This window comes from Metapseudomonas otitidis (genome assembly GCF_011397855.1).
In the GTDB taxonomy this organism is placed as follows: Bacteria; Pseudomonadota; Gammaproteobacteria; order Pseudomonadales; family Pseudomonadaceae; genus Metapseudomonas; species Metapseudomonas otitidis.
In genome coordinates this window covers 3758911-3774146 of record NZ_AP022642.1, presented here as the reverse complement: position 1 = coordinate 3774146, position 15236 = coordinate 3758911, and the positions used below count along the sequence as shown (strand labels likewise).

13 protein-coding genes are annotated in these 15236 nt (G+C 64.1%); 10 read left to right on the top strand and 3 right to left on the bottom strand.

The window, feature by feature from the left end:
• Positions 1 to 30 precede the first annotated feature (30 nt).
• Complete coding sequence (locus PotMrB4_RS28415; RefSeq protein ID WP_172434044.1) at positions 31 to 1329, top strand: methyl-accepting chemotaxis protein; 1299 nt, start codon at positions 31 to 33, stop codon at positions 1327 to 1329.
• On the opposite strand, the gene PotMrB4_RS17225 is transcribed toward PotMrB4_RS28415, so the two are convergent.
• Positions 1322 to 3223 carry a sigma-54-dependent Fis family transcriptional regulator gene (locus PotMrB4_RS17225; protein ID WP_172434043.1) on the bottom strand — a complete coding sequence of 634 codons (1902 nt, stop codon included), beginning with the start codon at positions 3221 to 3223 and terminating at the stop codon, positions 1322 to 1324. The two genes, PotMrB4_RS28415 and PotMrB4_RS17225, sit on opposite strands and share 8 nt — an antisense overlap.
• Positions 3224 to 3531: 308 nt before the next feature.
• Here PotMrB4_RS17225 and PotMrB4_RS17220 point away from each other — a divergent pair, with 308 nt between their 5' ends.
• The 9 genes from PotMrB4_RS17220 (at position 3532) to PotMrB4_RS17180 (ending at position 12965) form a co-directional block, all read left to right on the top strand.
• The gene (locus tag PotMrB4_RS17220) at positions 3532 to 4332 is read left to right on the top strand and encodes an SDR family NAD(P)-dependent oxidoreductase (protein WP_172434042.1); all 801 of its coding nucleotides are present in this window, start codon (positions 3532 to 3534) and stop codon (positions 4330 to 4332) included.
• Positions 4329 to 5405, top strand: a complete 1077-nt coding sequence (locus tag PotMrB4_RS17215; protein ID WP_172434041.1) for an ATP-NAD kinase family protein — start codon at positions 4329 to 4331, stop codon at positions 5403 to 5405. The genes PotMrB4_RS17220 and PotMrB4_RS17215 overlap by 4 nt, the downstream gene beginning before the upstream one ends.
• Positions 5386 to 6360: a thiamine pyrophosphate-dependent dehydrogenase E1 component subunit alpha gene (locus tag PotMrB4_RS17210; RefSeq protein ID WP_160480482.1), complete on the top strand. Its 975-nt coding sequence runs from the start codon at positions 5386 to 5388 to the stop codon at positions 6358 to 6360. The genes PotMrB4_RS17215 and PotMrB4_RS17210 overlap by 20 nt, the downstream gene beginning before the upstream one ends.
• Before the next feature lie 43 nt (positions 6361 to 6403).
• Positions 6404 to 7423, top strand: coding sequence for an alpha-ketoacid dehydrogenase subunit beta (locus PotMrB4_RS17205; protein ID WP_172434040.1), 1020 nt, complete (start codon positions 6404 to 6406; stop codon positions 7421 to 7423).
• A complete protein-coding gene (locus PotMrB4_RS17200) occupies positions 7420 to 8532 on the top strand; it encodes an acetoin dehydrogenase dihydrolipoyllysine-residue acetyltransferase subunit (RefSeq protein WP_172434039.1) in 1113 nt (370 codons plus the stop codon). Before PotMrB4_RS17205 ends, PotMrB4_RS17200 begins: the two co-directional genes overlap by 4 nt.
• A gap of 63 nt (positions 8533 to 8595) precedes the next feature.
• Positions 8596 to 9660 carry a 2,3-butanediol dehydrogenase gene (locus PotMrB4_RS17195; protein WP_232060862.1) on the top strand — a complete coding sequence of 355 codons (1065 nt, stop codon included), beginning with the start codon at positions 8596 to 8598 and terminating at the stop codon, positions 9658 to 9660.
• A 572-nt stretch (positions 9661 to 10232) separates the two neighbouring features.
• Positions 10233 to 11225 carry an AAA family ATPase gene (locus PotMrB4_RS17190; RefSeq protein WP_172434037.1) on the top strand — a complete coding sequence of 331 codons (993 nt, stop codon included), beginning with the start codon at positions 10233 to 10235 and terminating at the stop codon, positions 11223 to 11225.
• Positions 11222 to 11860: an HNH endonuclease gene (locus tag PotMrB4_RS17185; protein ID WP_172434036.1), complete on the top strand. Its 639-nt coding sequence runs from the start codon at positions 11222 to 11224 to the stop codon at positions 11858 to 11860. Before PotMrB4_RS17190 ends, PotMrB4_RS17185 begins: the two co-directional genes overlap by 4 nt.
• A 496-nt stretch (positions 11861 to 12356) precedes the next feature.
• Positions 12357 to 12965, top strand: coding sequence for an NMCC_0638 family (lipo)protein (locus PotMrB4_RS17180; RefSeq protein ID WP_172434035.1), 609 nt, complete (start codon positions 12357 to 12359; stop codon positions 12963 to 12965).
• A 209-nt stretch (positions 12966 to 13174) separates the two neighbouring features.
• On the opposite strand, the gene PotMrB4_RS17175 is transcribed toward PotMrB4_RS17180, so the two are convergent.
• Together PotMrB4_RS17175 and PotMrB4_RS17170 are read right to left on the bottom strand one after the other, a co-directional pair.
• Positions 13175 to 13672, bottom strand: coding sequence for a BRO-N domain-containing protein (locus PotMrB4_RS17175; RefSeq protein WP_044400494.1), 498 nt, complete (start codon positions 13670 to 13672; stop codon positions 13175 to 13177).
• A 603-nt stretch (positions 13673 to 14275) separates the two neighbouring features.
• On the bottom strand, positions 14276 to 15034 hold the full coding sequence (locus tag PotMrB4_RS17170; RefSeq protein WP_172434034.1) for a class I SAM-dependent methyltransferase: 759 nt from the start codon (positions 15032 to 15034) through the stop codon (positions 14276 to 14278).
• Between the last annotated feature and the right edge of the window lie 202 nt (positions 15035 to 15236).

Here is a 15236-nt window from a genome sequence, read left to right as displayed (position 1 = left end):
CCCCTCGCCCAACGCTAAAAGGAGCTCATCATGCTGTTCAAAAAGAGCCGAGCCAGCCTTGCCCCCAGAACCTCCCAGGACGAAGCCAACCTCCAGCGATTGCGTGCCATCGAAGAGAACGTTGCGTCCATCTCCTTCACGCCCCGAGGTGACATCCTCACCGCCAACTCCCTGTTCCTCCAGGCAGTCGGTTACTCCGAGCAGGAGGTGCTCGGCAAGCACCACCGCCTCTTCTGCGAAGACAGCTTCCGCAACTCCCCTGCCTATGACCGCTTCTGGAGCGCGCTTGCAAGTGGCGTCCCCCAGCGCGGCGTGTTCAAGCGCATTGCCAAGAACGGCAGCGTGATCTGGCTGGAAGCCACCTACTTTCCCGTCAAGGATGATTCGGGGCGTGTGTTCGAAGTCCTCAAGATTGCCTGCGACGTGACCAAGGAGCACGCCGGCATGCTCGTGCTGACCGCGTTGAGCGAGGCACTGGACCGCTCCATGGCCATGATCGAGTTCACTCCCGATGGCGAGATCATCGACGCCAATGACAACTTCCTGCGCCTGATGGGCTACAGCCTCGGCAGCCTCAAGGGGCGCCACCACCGCATGCTCTGCCTCGACGCGTTCTACAAGGAGAACCCTGATTTCTGGGCCAACCTCAAGGCCGGCAACTTCTACCGCGGCCACTTCGAGCGCAAGACCTCCTCCGGCAACATCGTGCACATCGAGGCCAGCTACAACCCGGTGAAGGACGAATCCGGCACCGTGTTCAAGGTGGTCAAGTTCGCCATCGACGTGACCGAACAGGTGCACCGCAACGAAGAGGTCCGGCGGGCTGCCGAGCTGTCCTTCGCCACCGCCGAGGAGACCGCGCAGATCTCCAACCGGGGGATGGATTCGCTCAACCAGTCGGTGGCGATCTCCGCCACCACCTTGACCATGGTGAACACCGCCGTGGACCTCATCTCCAAGCTGAGCCTGCAGGCCAAGGACATCGAGAACATCGTCACCACCATCCAAGGCGTCGCCGAGCAGACCAACCTGCTGGCCCTCAATGCCGCCATCGAAGCGGCGCGGGCGGGGGACATGGGGCGTGGTTTCGCCGTGGTGGCCGACGAAGTGCGGCAACTGGCGGGGCGCACCAGCGGCGCCACCATCGAGATCAAGAGCGTGGTCACCGAGAACGTGAAGATGACCCAGCAGATCGACGACTACATGAAGAAGATCGAAGCCAGCGCCAAGGACAACAACGCGCAGATCTCCACCGTCGCCTCCATCATGGGCGAGATCAGCCGGGGTGCCGAACACGTCGCCAAGGTGGTCTCGGCGCTCTTCAAGTAACCCCGTCGGAGACACCCTCCAGCGGGCTCGCCGGCTCGCTCTTCATGCGCGGCATCTCGATGCCGTGCTGCTTCACCCGCCGGTACAGGGTCGCCCGGGAGATACCCAGGGCCCGCGCGGCGGGCAGCGGTTGCCAGCGGTGGCGCACCAGGGCGTCCAGCAGGGCCTGGCGTTCCGGGCTGGCGGGTGTCTCGTCCCGGAGTTCCGGCGCTGCGCCGCGCAGCTCTTCCGGCAGGTCCTGCAGGCGCAGGGTGTCGCCGGGGCAGATGGCGCAGGCATAGCGCAGCACATGGCGCAGCTGGCGCACATTGCCCGGCCAGCGATAGCCCAGCAGGCATTCCAGCGCCGCCTCGCACAGCCCCAGGCGCAGCCCGCAGCGGGCCGCTTCCTCGTCCAGCAGGCGGTTGATCAGCGCCAGCTTGTCCGTGCGCTCGCGCAGGGGCGGCAGCTCGAAGCGCGCGCCGTTGAGGCGGAAGAACAGGTCCTCGCGGAACTCGCCCGCCGCCACCAGCGCCGCCAGGTCCCGGTGGCTGGCGCAGATCACCTGGATGTCCACCGCCTGCCGGCGTGCCGCGCCCAGCGGCGCCACCTCGCCCTCGGCCAGCACCCGCAGCAGGCGGGTCTGCAGGGCCAGGGGCATGTCTCCGATCTCGTCGAGGAACAGCGTGCCGCCATCGGCCTGCTGCAACAGCCCGCGCATGCCCTTGCGCTCCGCCCCGGTGAAGGCGCCGGCCACGTAGCCGAACAGTTCGCTCTCGATCAGGTTCTCCGGGATGGCCGCGCAGTTCAGCGCCACGAAGGGCTTGCCCCGGCGTGCGCTGGCTTCGTGCAGCTGGCGGGCGAACACCTCCTTGCCGGCGCCGGTCTCGCCGTGGATCAGCACCGGCAGGTGGCGGTCCTTCACCCGCACCGCCAGGCGCAGGCTCTCCGCGATGCGGGGGTCCAGCTGCGTGGCATCGCGGCTCGGCAGCGCCACGCTCACCGCCCGGCGCGGCACGCTGAGGCGGATGTGCAGCCCTTGCTCGGGCACATGGTGCGGGTGCTCGTCGGCGGCCGCCCGCAGCAGGTCCAGGTCGAACACCTCGCCGATGTGCTGTGGCAGGCGCCCGTGGCGTTCCAGCAGGAAGTGCCGCGCCGCCGGGTTCAGCGCCTGCAGGCGGCCGTCGGCGTCCCAGGCGAACAGGTAGTCCGGCTGGCTGTCCACGTAGCCGGGGGCTGAATGGGCGCGCAGCACCCAGTGGCCACGGGTGCTGTGCATGAAGAAGGCGTTCTCGATATCGCGGGCGCTCTGTACCGCCATCTGGCGGATCAGGTGCTGGCTGCGGCGGTCGTCCGGGGACTCCACGGCGGACACGTCCAGCACCCCCAGCAACTGGCCCTGGGGGTCGAACACCGGGGCCGCCGAACAGGTCAGGCCAATGAAGGCGGCGCGGAAGTGGTCGCGCTTGTGCACCGTCACCGGCACCCGGTTGGTCAGCACCGCCGCCACCCCGCAGGTGCCTTCCTCGCCCTCCGACCAGCAGGTGCCCAGGTACAGCCCCGCGCGGCGGCACTCGCCACGGATGGTGGCTTCCACGCGGTAGTCGATGGTGCGGCCCTGGGCATCGGTGAGCAGCACGCAGTAGTCGGCATCGCGCACCCGCCCGTGCAGGCGCGAGACCTCCTCGCCGGCGATGCGCAGGAAGCTTTCCGCGCGTTCGCGGCATTCCTTCAGCAGCGTCTCGCTGAGGATGCGCGGGCCCTGCAGCGAGCCCGGGTCCAGGCGGTGCTGGTCCATGGAGCGGCGCCAGGAGTCCAGGATCAGGTCCGGCACCGGTGGTTCGGGCAGGCGTTCGGCGTGGCGCAGCACACGGCTGATGCAGTCCACATGGGCTTTCGAGTTGGCAGGCAGCATGGGGCCTCCACGGCTCGTGTCGTTGTTCTTGTGCCGGTCATTTAAGCGCCGGCCCGGAGGGCGGACAAGCACGGCGGCGCGCCGCCCGGCGGATGAGACGCCGCGTCTCAGCGTCTCGCCCGCGCCCCGTGCAGGCTGACATGGCGCGTCTCAGATCGCGCTTCCCACGGCGCGTCGGAAAGTCCCTTGCGGCCGCTCTGGCCCGCACCTTTGCGCCCCGCCTGCGCCGTCCTGGCACCGCCCTTGCTCCTGTCCTGGCGACACCGGGACGCCGTCCCGCACCCACAACAACAATTCAGAGGTGCGTCATGACCCTTGTTGCCCCTGCGCCATTTTCCCTTTCCGGCCGGATCGCCCTTGTCACCGGCGGCGGCCGTGGCATCGGCCTCGGCATCGCCTGCAGCCTGGCCCAGGCCGGTGCCGAACTGGTGATCGCCGACCTCGACCTCGCCCTGGCCGAAGAGGGCGCCGCCCAGGTCCGCGCCCTCGGCGCCCGCGCCACCGCCCACGCGGTGGACGTCGCCGAGCCGCAGAGCGTCCAGGCCCTGGTGGACGCCATCGCCCGCCAGCACGGCCGGCTCGACGTGGCGGTGAACAACGCCGGCGTCATCAGCATTCACAAGGTCCGTGAACTCAGCGTCGAGGACTGGGACCGGGTCATGACCATCAACGCCCGCGGCGTGTTCCTCTGCTGCCAGGCCGAACTGGCGCTCATGCAGGCCCAACGCTGGGGGCGGATCATCAACGTCGCCTCCATCGCCGGGCGGGTCGGCTTCCCGGACCTGGCCCACTACAGCGCCTCCAAGTTCGCCGTCATCGGCTTCAGCAACGCCCTGGCCAAGGAGGTCGCGCGCGAGGGCATCACCGTCAACGCCCTGTGCCCCGGCATCGTCGGCACCGGCATGTGGCGTGGCGAGGCCGGGCTCTCCGGGCGCTGGGCGCAGCCGGGGGAGAGCGAGGCGCAATCCTGGGCGCGCCACCAGGCCAGCCTGCTGCCCCAGGGCGAAGCGCAGACCGTGGAAGACATGGGCCAGCTCGCCGTCTACCTCGCCTGCGCGCCCCACGTCACCGGCCAGGCGATCGCCGTCGACGGCGGCTTCTCCCTGTGAGTGCCGCCATACCCCTGCGCGTCGGCATCATCGCCAACCCCGCCTCCGGCCGTGACGTGCGCCGCCTCACCGCCAACGCCGGGCTGTACTCCAGCACCGACAAGGCCGCCGTGGTGCAGCGCCTGCTCGGCGCGTTCGGCGCCACCGGCGTGGACGAAGTACTGATGCCGCCGGACATGACCGGCATCGCCGCCGCCGTGCTCAAGGCCAGCGCCAGCCGCCACGCCCACGACAGCCGCTGGCCGCGCCTGGAGTTCCTCGACCTGCCGCTGCGCCAGAGCGTGGAAGACACCCGCCACGCCGCGCGCCTGATGGTCCAGCGCGGCGTCGCCCTGGTGGCGGTGCTCGGCGGCGACGGCACCCACAAGGCCGTGGCGGGGGAGGTGGGCGACATCCCGCTGTTGTGCCTCTCCACCGGCACCAACAACGCCTTCCCCGAGCTGCGCGAAGCCACCGGCGCGGGCCTGGCTGGCGGGCTGTACGCCAGCGGCCACATCCCGGCGGAGGTGGCGCTGCGCCGCAACAAGCGCCTGCGGGTGCGCATCGCCGCGCGTGGCATCGACGAAACCGCCCTGGTGGAAGTGGCCGTCTCGCCGCTCACCTTCACCGGGGCCCGCGCCATCAGCCGCGCGGAGGACCTGGCCGAGGTCTACGCCGCCTTCGCCGAGCCCCACGCCATCGGCCTCTCGTCCCTCTGCGGGCTGTGGAGCCCGGTGTCGCGGCGCTACCCCCGTGGCAGCTGGGTGCGCCTCGCCCCCGGCGCCGAACAGGCCCTGCTGGCGCCGCTCGCGCCCGGCCTGCTGCAGGCCTGCGGCATCGTCGCCAGCGGCAGCCTGGAACCCGGCATCCCCCGGCTGCCGCACCTGGCCGCCGGCACCCTGGCCCTGGACGGCGAACGCGAGATCGAATTCGCCGCCGCCGACCGCCCCAGCATCACCCTCGAACTCGACGGCCCGCTGAGCATTGACGTCGAGGCCGCCCTGGCCTTCGCCGCCTGCCATCGCCTGCTGGCCGTCCCTGGCAAGCCCGTGAACCACCCTGGAGAACAAGAAGATGTCCACGCTTTCGACTGAGCAATTGCTCCATGCCTACCGCGTGATGCGCACCATCCGCGCCTTCGAGGAACGCCTGCACGTGGAGTTCGCCACCGGCGAGATCCCCGGCTTCGTCCACCTGTACGCCGGCGAGGAAGCCTCCGCCGCCGGGGTGATGGCGCACCTCGACGACGAGGACTGCATCGCCTCCACCCACCGTGGCCACGGCCACTGCATCGCCAAGGGCGTGGACGTGTACGGGATGATGGCCGAGATCTACGGCAAGAAGACCGGCGTCTGCCACGGCAAGGGCGGCTCCATGCACATCGCCGACCTGTCCAAGGGCATGCTCGGCGCCAACGGCATCGTCGGTGCCGGTGCGCCGCTGGCTGCCGGCGCCGCCCTGGCCGCCAAGCTCAAGGGCAACCGCGCGGTGGCCGTGGCCTTCTTCGGCGACGGGGGCTCCAACGAGGGCGCCGTGTTCGAGGCCATGAACCTCGCCTCGGTGTGGAACCTGCCGTGCATCTTCGTCGCCGAGAACAACGGCTACGCCGAGGCCACCGCCTCCAACTGGTCCGTCGCCTGCGACCACATCGCCGACCGTGCCGCCGGCTTCGGCATGCCCGGCGTCACCGTCGACGGCTTCGATTTCTTCGCCGTGCACGAAGCCGCCGGCGCCGCCATCGAGCGGGCCCGGGCCGGGGAGGGGCCCTCGCTGATCGAAGTGAAGCTGACCCGCTACTACGGCCACTTCGAAGGCGACGCCCAGACCTACCGCGCGCCCGACGAGGTCAAGCACTACCGCGAAACCCGCGACTGCCTCATGCAGTTCCGCGAGCGCACCACCCGTGCCGGCCTGCTCCAGGCCAGCGCCCTGGACGCCATCGATGCCGAGGTCGAGGCCTGCATCGAAGAGGCCGTGGTGCGCGCCAAGGCCGACCCCAAGCCATCCCCCGCCGACCTGCTCAGCGACGTCTACGTCGCCTACCCGTAACCGGCCGGCGAGCCGCCAGAAGAACAATCAAAGGAGAGCCATCATGGCCAGAAAGATCAGCTACCAGCAGGCCATCAACGAGGCGCTGGCCCAGGAAATGCGCCGCGACCCCAGTGTCTTCATCATGGGCGAGGACAATGCCGGCGGCGCCGGCGCACCCGGCGAGGATGACGCCTGGGGCGGCGTGCTCGGGGTCACCAAGGGCCTCTATCACCAGTTCCCCGGCCGCGTGCTGGACACCCCGCTGTCGGAGATCGGCTACGTCGGCGCCGCCGTGGGCGCGGCCACCCGGGGCCTGCGCCCGGTGTGCGAACTGATGTTCGTCGACTTCGCCGGCTGCTGCCTGGACCAGATCCTCAATCAGGCCGCCAAGTTCCGCTACATGTTCGGCGGCAAGGCCGTTACCCCGCTGGTGATCCGCACCATGGTCGGCGCCGGCCTGCGCGCCGCCGCCCAGCACTCGCAGATGCTCACCGCACTGTGGACCCACATCCCCGGGCTCAAGGTGGTCTGCCCCTCGTCCCCGTACGACGCCAAGGGCCTGCTGATCCAGGCCATCCGCGACAACGACCCGGTGATCTTCTGCGAGCACAAGCTGCTCTACTCCATGCAGGGCGAGGTGCCGGAAGAGCTCTACACCGTGCCCTTCGGCGAGGCCAACTTCCTCCGCGACGGCGACGACGTCACCCTGGTGACCTACGGCCGCATGGTGCACCTGGCCATGGACGCCGCCGCCAGCCTCGCCCGCCAGGGCATCTCCTGCGAGGTGCTGGACCTGCGCACCACCAGCCCGATGGACGCCGACAGCATCCTCGAAAGCGTGGAGAAGACCGGCCACCTGGTGGTCATCGACGAAGCCAACCCGCGCTGCTCCCTCGCCACCGACATCGCCGCGCTGGTGGCCGAGCAGGCCTTCCACGCCCTCAAGGGACCGATCCGCCAGGTCACCGCCCCGCACACCCCGGTGCCGTTCTCCGACGCCCTGGAAGACCTCTACATCCCCAGCGCCGCGAAGATCGAAGCCACCGTGCTGGCGCTGCTGCAAGGGAGATACGCCGCATGAGCCGCATCCATACCCTGACCATGCCCAAGTGGGGCCTCTCCATGACCGAAGGCCGGGTGGCCGACTGGCTCAAGCAGGACGGCGACACCATCGAGAAGGGCGACGAAGTGCTCGACGTGGAGACCGACAAGATCAGCAGCAGCGTCGAGGCGCCGTTCTCCGGCGTGCTGCGACGCCAGGTGGCGCGGCCCGACGAAGTGCTGCCGGTGGGCGCGCTGCTCGGCATCGTGGTGGAAGGGGAGGCCAGCGAAGCGGAGATCGACGCCGTGGTCGAGCGCTTCCTCGCCGAGTTCGTGCCCGGTGGCGACGGCGAGGCCGACAGCGGCCCCAGTCCACAGAAGGTCGAGCTGGACGGCCGCACCCTGCGCTACTTCGAGCGCGGCGAAGGCGGCGTGCCGCTGGTGCTGATCCACGGCTTCGGTGGCGACCTCAACAACTGGCTGTTCAACCACGAGGCCCTCGCCGCCGAGCGCCGCGTCATCGCCCTCGACCTGCCCGGCCACGGCGAATCCGCCAAGCAGCTGGTCCGCGGTGACCTGGACGAGTTGAGCTGCGCCGTACTCGCGCTGCTCGACCACCTCGACATCGAGCACGCCCACCTGGCCGGCCACTCCATGGGCGGCGCCGTCGCCCTCAACACCGCGCGGCTGGCCCCGCAGCGAGTGCGCAGCCTCAGCCTGCTGGCCAGCGCCGGGCTCGGCGCCGAGATCAACGGCACCTACCTGCAGGGCTTCGTCGAGGCCGGCAACCGCAACGCCCTCAAGCCGCAGCTGGTGCAGCTGTTCTCCGACCCCGCGCTGGTCACCCGGCAGATGCTCGAAGACATGCTCCGCTTCAAGCGCCTGGAGGGGGTGGACGCCGCCCTGCGCCAGCTCGCCGACACCCTCAACGAGGCGGGCCGCCAGCGGCTCGACCTGCGCAGCGTGGTGGAGAGCGGCCAGCACCCGGTGCTGGTGGTCTGGGGCGAGGCCGACGCCATCATCCCCGCCCACCACGCCGAGGGCCTGCCGGCCGAGGTGCACATCCTCCCCGGGCAGGCCCACATGCTGCAGATGGAGGCCGCCGAGGCGGTCAACGCCCTGCTGCAGGCCTTCCTCCAACGCCACTGACGATCACCGGGCCCGGCACCCGCCGGGCCCCAGGAGAACCCCATGAGCATCCTCCCCAACAGCATGCGTGCCGCGGTGTGGCACGGCCGCAACGACATCCGCGTGGAAGACGTGCCCCTGCCCGGCGACCCGGCCCCCGGCTGGGTGCAGATCCGCGTGCACTGGTGCGGCATCTGCGGCTCCGACCTGCACGAATACGTCGCCGGCCCCGTGTTCATCCCCGTCGAAGCGCCGCACCCGCTCACCGGCATCAAGGGCCAGTGCATCCTCGGCCACGAGTTCTGCGGCGAGATCGTCAAGCTCGGCGACGGCGTGCAGGGCTTCGCCCCGGGCGAAGTGGTCGCCGCCGATGCCTGCCAGCACTGCGGCACCTGCTACTACTGCCGCCACGGCCTCTACAACATCTGCGAGAACCTCGCCTTCACTGGGCTGATGAACAACGGCGCCTTCGCCGAATGGGTCAACGTCCCCGCCAACCTGCTGTACAAGCTCCCGGCCGGCTTCCCCGCCGAGGCCGGTGCCCTCATCGAACCCCTGGCCGTGGGCATGCACGCGGTGAAGAAGGCCGGCAGCCTGCTCGGGCGCAACGTGGTGGTCGTGGGGGCGGGCACCATCGGCCTGTGCACCATCATGTGCGCCAAGGCCGCCGGTGCCGCCCAGGTCATCGCCCTGGAGATGTCCAGCGCGCGCAAGGCCAAGGCCCGCGAAGTGGGCGCCAGCCACGTGCTGGACCCGAACGAATGCGACGTGCTCGCCGAGATCCGCGCGCTCACCCAGGGCCTGGGCGCCGACGTCAGCTTCGAATGCATCGGCAACAAGCACACCGCCAAGCTCGCCATCGACGCCATCCGCAAGGCCGGCACCTGCGTGCTGGTGGGCATCTTCGAAGAGCCCAGTTCGTTCAACTTCTTCGAACTGGTGGCCACCGAGAAACAGGTCCTCGGCGCCCTGGCCTACAACGGCGAATTCGCCGACGTCATCGCCTTCATCGCCGACGGCCGCCTCGACATCACGCCCCTGGTCACCGGCCGTATCGAGCTGGAGCAGATCGTAGAGAAGGGCTTCGAAGAGCTGGTGCACAACAAGGAACACAACGTGAAGATCATCGTCTGCCCGCGTGCGGCATAGGCCCCGACTGAGGCCGCGAACTGCGGCCTGACCCCGGCGCCAGGCCGGGTTTTTTTGTGGCGGAGGGAGGAAAGGGTGTTTGTTTGAAGGCCTGCTATCGGCCAGAAGCGGTCACTCGGTGTCACCTCTTGAATGTGAATCCAGTACTTGGCTCAAGATTCTATCTAACGCAAGAAATGCCCTTCCATATAGCCGCCATATTCGTCGCATGCTTCGCTCCCAATCAGAGCTAGTCGATGCCCCCAAGAGGGATCAATCGCATCCGATTAGTCTTAGAAGCTATGCCAGCGAGTAGGCGTTTGGTCATCCGCTATAGCAGTGCGGCCCAGTCCTGAGTCCAGTCTTCATAAGGAATGCCTGCCTCGTCACCGAATAGGCAGATCAGTTGTGCTTGAAAATGGTTACAGAGTTCTGCGTCACTGAATCGCCCACGCTGCGCGGCGCTTAGCCAGAAGTCATGCCAGCCATAAATTAGACACTAGCTGACAGATTGCGCTGGGCTTATTCTTGCCTACGGACTCCGATGCTTGCGACGGCTAAGGACTCCTCCAAGCAAAAAGAAAGGACTCCTCATGCTTACTGACTTACAAGCCATCGATTACGAACAACCTCTTTCAATTCTCATCGGCGAAAATGGTAGCGGTAAAAGCCAGGCCCTAGCGGATATTGCCGAGGCCTATATCAGCAAGAATTATCGAGTCATCGCAATTGCTAACTGTCCATTCGACAAATTTCGCGATAAAGGCAAGCGCTACCATTTCATGGGAGGTCGCTATGGCCAGTCGTTTGTCAGTGTTGCGCTAAAATCTGTCATTGAATCGATCAAGGAGCCGTCAGTATCCAGATACCATATTGGTAAGGTTCTTTCCTATCTCGGCTACGACCCGCAACTTGGGATTTTCCAAGAAAAATCGAAAGTTCAGGTGGATTGGTATGATCTCAGCATGAGCCACTCCTATTACAGCCACAGGGGGCTCTCCAAGGACGACCGCTGGACTTTAAATCTGAGTAAGGAAGACCTGCACAATTGGCCAGCTATTTTCCTTAAGAAACAGGGCACCAAAATACCACTAGAGAGGGCAAGCTCCGGTGAGATCCAGCTCCTCACCACCTTGGCCTTTATCGCATCCCATATTACCGAGCGCACGGCTATTCTTATTGATGAGCCGGAAAACAGCTTGCACCCTCGCTGGCAGCGGAGCTATATCGACCGTTTGTTCGATCTTTTCCAGTCATCCGAGCCCAAGGTGATCATCGCTACGCATGCTCCTGTAATGGTGACTGCTGCTCCCCAGTGTCAATTGTATCGATTGCGCAAAAACACTCTCCACCAGGTGATTTGCCGCGACGAAGGTATGGAGCAAGTGCTTTGGGATGTCTTCAAAGTGCTCACCCCCCGAAGCGCGTTCCTATCTAGGCATATGGCGGAGTTGTTGCACCAAGTGCAACTAGGGGAGATCACTGTCGCGACACTCAATGATGAATTCGATGAATTACATGAGGCCGCCAAACATGATAAAAAACAGCAAATCCTGATAGCACAAGCTAGGATGCTTGTACAATGACTAGCTTCGCTTACACGCTTGAAGAACACTTGAAAATCAAACAAGCATTGGGAAACACAAATACACCTAAGCCGACACCTAAGCAAATATGGGAGTCGGAACATGTTGCGGATATAAAGGCCAGATTTAAAGCGCACAAACGTATCGAGCAAGAGGAACAGTGCTGTTATTGTCAGCGCAGCATTCGTGGCGAGTTCAACATGGTTCTCGACATCGAGCACGTGTTACCTAAAAGCATCTTCACCCACTGTATTTTCGATCTACCAAATCTTGCGATTTCATGTCGCAGATGCAATATAAAGATCAAAGGCCAGCGCATCGATTTCTTGAATACAGACTTGCGACTTCTTCCGAAAATAGAAAAAAGCCGTCTATTTAAAAAGGAGCACTACAAGTTCGCGCACCCCAATCTTGTTGATGTATATAAAGATTTGTGCGTGCTGTCTGCACAGTGCGGACCGAAGAAAATATTCAGTTATAAAATTTTCACTAAGGTTGGAAAGTATACATACGAGTTCTTTCGCCTCCAAGAGCTGGAGACAGAGTCTATGAACAGCGCTCAGGGCCTGCTGCCACCCAGAAACGAAAGCCTCTATGAGGCTATTCTGGATTTAGAGAGAGCTATCTATGACTGAAATTATTTAGTCGCCTTGAATCGCCCCTTATTTTTTAGGCGCTCGGTGACCGCTAATGGCCGAAAGCAGCCATTCCCACCAAAAACGCCGCACTCCCATGCGGCGTTTCCATTTCACCTCCCTGGAAAAGCCGCCTCCAACTAGGCCCATCCCCCAGCAGTGGGGTATCGTGCGCGGCCATAAAGCCCGGTAGGTCCTGCCGGACGGCCCAGGTTTCGCTTTACCATTGCGGCGCGGTGATTGGCGTTACGATTCCTCGACTGGCGCGACGAAGGAACGTTTGACCGAGTTCTTTAGCTGTTGCAAATCCTGCTAAATCAGAAGGAACTGATTGTTTTGGATACGTGGATGAATAACTCCGCGATAGAGAAGAACGAGCCGGATGGAGTGCAGTGTTATATGCGTCGCCTCCGATAAAGATGCGCTATCTATTCTTCGTTACATGCAGCGTTAGCTGGAGTAACAATCCATCCAGTGAGCGAGTGAGGATTTAATTTTGAAAAAGGGTTTTGATTTGAAGGATTGGCCTGCTTATTCGCTCGCGGGAAGGTGCGTCGATTTAACTATTTGCGCCATCATGGCAATTCCGTTGGCTCTTGCGTCGTCAACATGCTTTGCTGAGAACGCTGAGCTGCAGGCTCAGGAGCTTCAGGGGATATTTGAAAATTTTTGCGTTAAATACATAGATGATTTAGATGGTCTGAAATCCAGTCTGGATGGCGCCTCGACTCTACCAACAGAGCAGGCTGAGAAATACTTGGGGCTTAGTGCAGGGAGCTCTTGGGTAATGCCAAGTGAGCAAGGTTTCTTTGTTCTTTCAATTCCCGAGGGGCAAGAAGCTTGTCATGTTACTGCGCGGCGCGTTGATCCGAAAATGGCCGAGAGTTTATTTGTGAATTTTGCCGCTTCTGCGCCCGCTCTGTATAGCGCACGAAAAGTGGCTGATTTTGATGGTGATCTGGGTGACGCCGGAAGTATGCACACTATTGTCTATGCATGGATTCAAAATGATTCCATAAAGAAAATAATGCTCGGGCTAACGGTGGGCGAGCGTGATGTTCTCGATATACAAGCTGTGGCTTATGTAAAAATATCTACTAGGTGAGGTGGGAAGTGGAATGCCAGTGCGCTGTTTATAGTGATATCGCTGGGAGCTTGGATTGCTGGAGGTAATTTGAAGTGGCTCGAGACCGCTTTGAATGCTGGCGTATCTGACTGGTTGCCTACCGCAAACCGCTTTTCCAACAGATTCGGCCCAAAGCTCGTTCCACCAAAAACGCCGCACTCCCATGCGGCGTTTCCATTTTCACCTCCCTAGAAAAACCGCCTCCAACTCGGCCCATCCCCCAACAGCGGGTCGTCATGCACCGCCATGAAACGCGGCAGGTCCTGTCGGGCGATCCAGGTTTCGCTTTGCCAGTGCAGGGCGGCGATGCGCTGGTTGGCCCAGGTCATGAGGATGCGCCTCGGGCTGGCCTGCGGGTCGCGGTGGTAGTCGTGGAGGGTGGGGATCACTTCGTCGCTGAGCCATTGGCTGAGGGCGCAGTGTTCGGGGTGGCCGAAGCGGTAGAGGGCACGGTAGAGGCCGGCGTCGCTGACCAGTTCCACTTCTTCGCAGCGCCCTGTGCTGTAGCGGAGAAAGGCGAAGCGGAATTGGTGGGGGTAGAGGCGTTTGGTCAGGCGGTAGGGCCGGGTGGCGGCGATCATCAGGGCGAAGTCGAGGGCGACGAACCAGGGGCGGTTGTCGATCATGACGGCGCGCAGTTGATGGCAGTGGCGTTGGAAGGTGATGGGGGTGAATGCGTCATGCATGGTGTTGCTCCAATGTCGGTTAAGGAGCTGCCACCTACGTCGCTAAACGAAAGGGTGGCAGACCGCGCAGGGTTAGCGAACCGGAGACATTGGAATCCGGCAGACCCGAGGGTCTCCCCACGCGATCTGCCATAGAGCGGTGCAGTAAAAACTGCATGCGTGCCAATGCCTGCAAGAAACATCCGCCGTTTCTCGCATGCACCAGCTGGCGCAATCGCGCCAATGTCTTTCGGGTCGCTAAACCCGGCCACGGGATTGACCGTGGCCGGCGCAGGATAGGGACGGCCGAGCCCGAGGGCAAGTGGAGGAGGGGGCCGGCACGGCGACAGGCTGCCGTCTCGTCTGGGAGAAAGTGGCGGGTCTTGGGGCGGAAAACGTTACGTCAGAGTGAACCCATGGTCTGCCGCTGACCGAGTGAAGCGGCTGCTTGAACAACTGCCTCGGCTGCACTCACGGTGTGGTTGCAGGTTGGGCTGATCGGCACGTTCACCCTCCGATTCGGGATGAACGTGCCGGGGGTCACGGCCCTTCCCGGTTGGCGTGGACATGGCCGCTTTCGATCCGCCGCGCGCCACCTTTGCCACGCCCTTGTTCAAGGCCTCGTCAACCTGGGCGGCGCGCTTCGAAGCTGATGATGGGATCGCTCTGGCAAGGGGAGCGGCCATGCTGGTAGCCGCCTGACGCCACCACCTCTACAAAGCCCGCTTCGCGCAGTGCGAATGCCAGTTCGTCGACGCCCCACCAGCGCAAGTGGAACAGATCCAGTTCGGCGGACTGCAAGGTGCCGTCTTGCCAATGCTGGTAGTGCAGATGGGACAGCGTGGTTTGCTTGCGGTAGTCCACTTCGGCCCGGTGGCTGGTCAGTGTGAGGAGGTTGCTGCCATCCACTGTCCAGCTCCGTGCCGCCTGTGCCTCCCCGATGATGCTCTCGATGGGGTCGATGTCGATGATCAACCGCCCGCCGGGCTGCAGGTGATTCCAGAACCGCTTGAGCACGGCCATTGCGGTGGTGGTTTCGGTAATCAGCTGGAATGACCCGGCGGGCATGATGATGGCCGCGAATCGCTGGTCGTAGCGGAACTGCTCGAACGTCTGCTGTGTGAGGGGCGCGGGCAGCCCTCGCGCCCGGCATTCCTGCCGGCAGTATTCGAGCATCTCGTGGGAGGCATCGAAGCCCTCGATGGCCAGGCCCTTCTCCAGCAGCGGTATGAAGATCCGCCCATTCCCCACGGCGGGCTCCAGTACCGGGCCATCAACGTCCGCCAGGCGCTGTTGGTAGTACTCCAGGTCTCCAAATGAATGGCCGATGGGTTTATCCAGGTGATAAATCCACGAGGCGAGTCGTCCGTATCGGTTTTGCATATCACTCTCCATGGCAAGCGCGGGATGCTACCGCAACTCGGGGGCCGTGCCTGCTTGTGAAGTCGAGCGTCCTCATGTCGCTGTTACAGCGTGCAGCCCCTGCCCATTCGGTCGGGCGTGGGGCGTGTGCGAATGGTCGTGAAGGGCAAGGCCACGCTGGAGGGCGACACGCTCAGGTGGCAGGTGCTGGAAACGGTCAAGG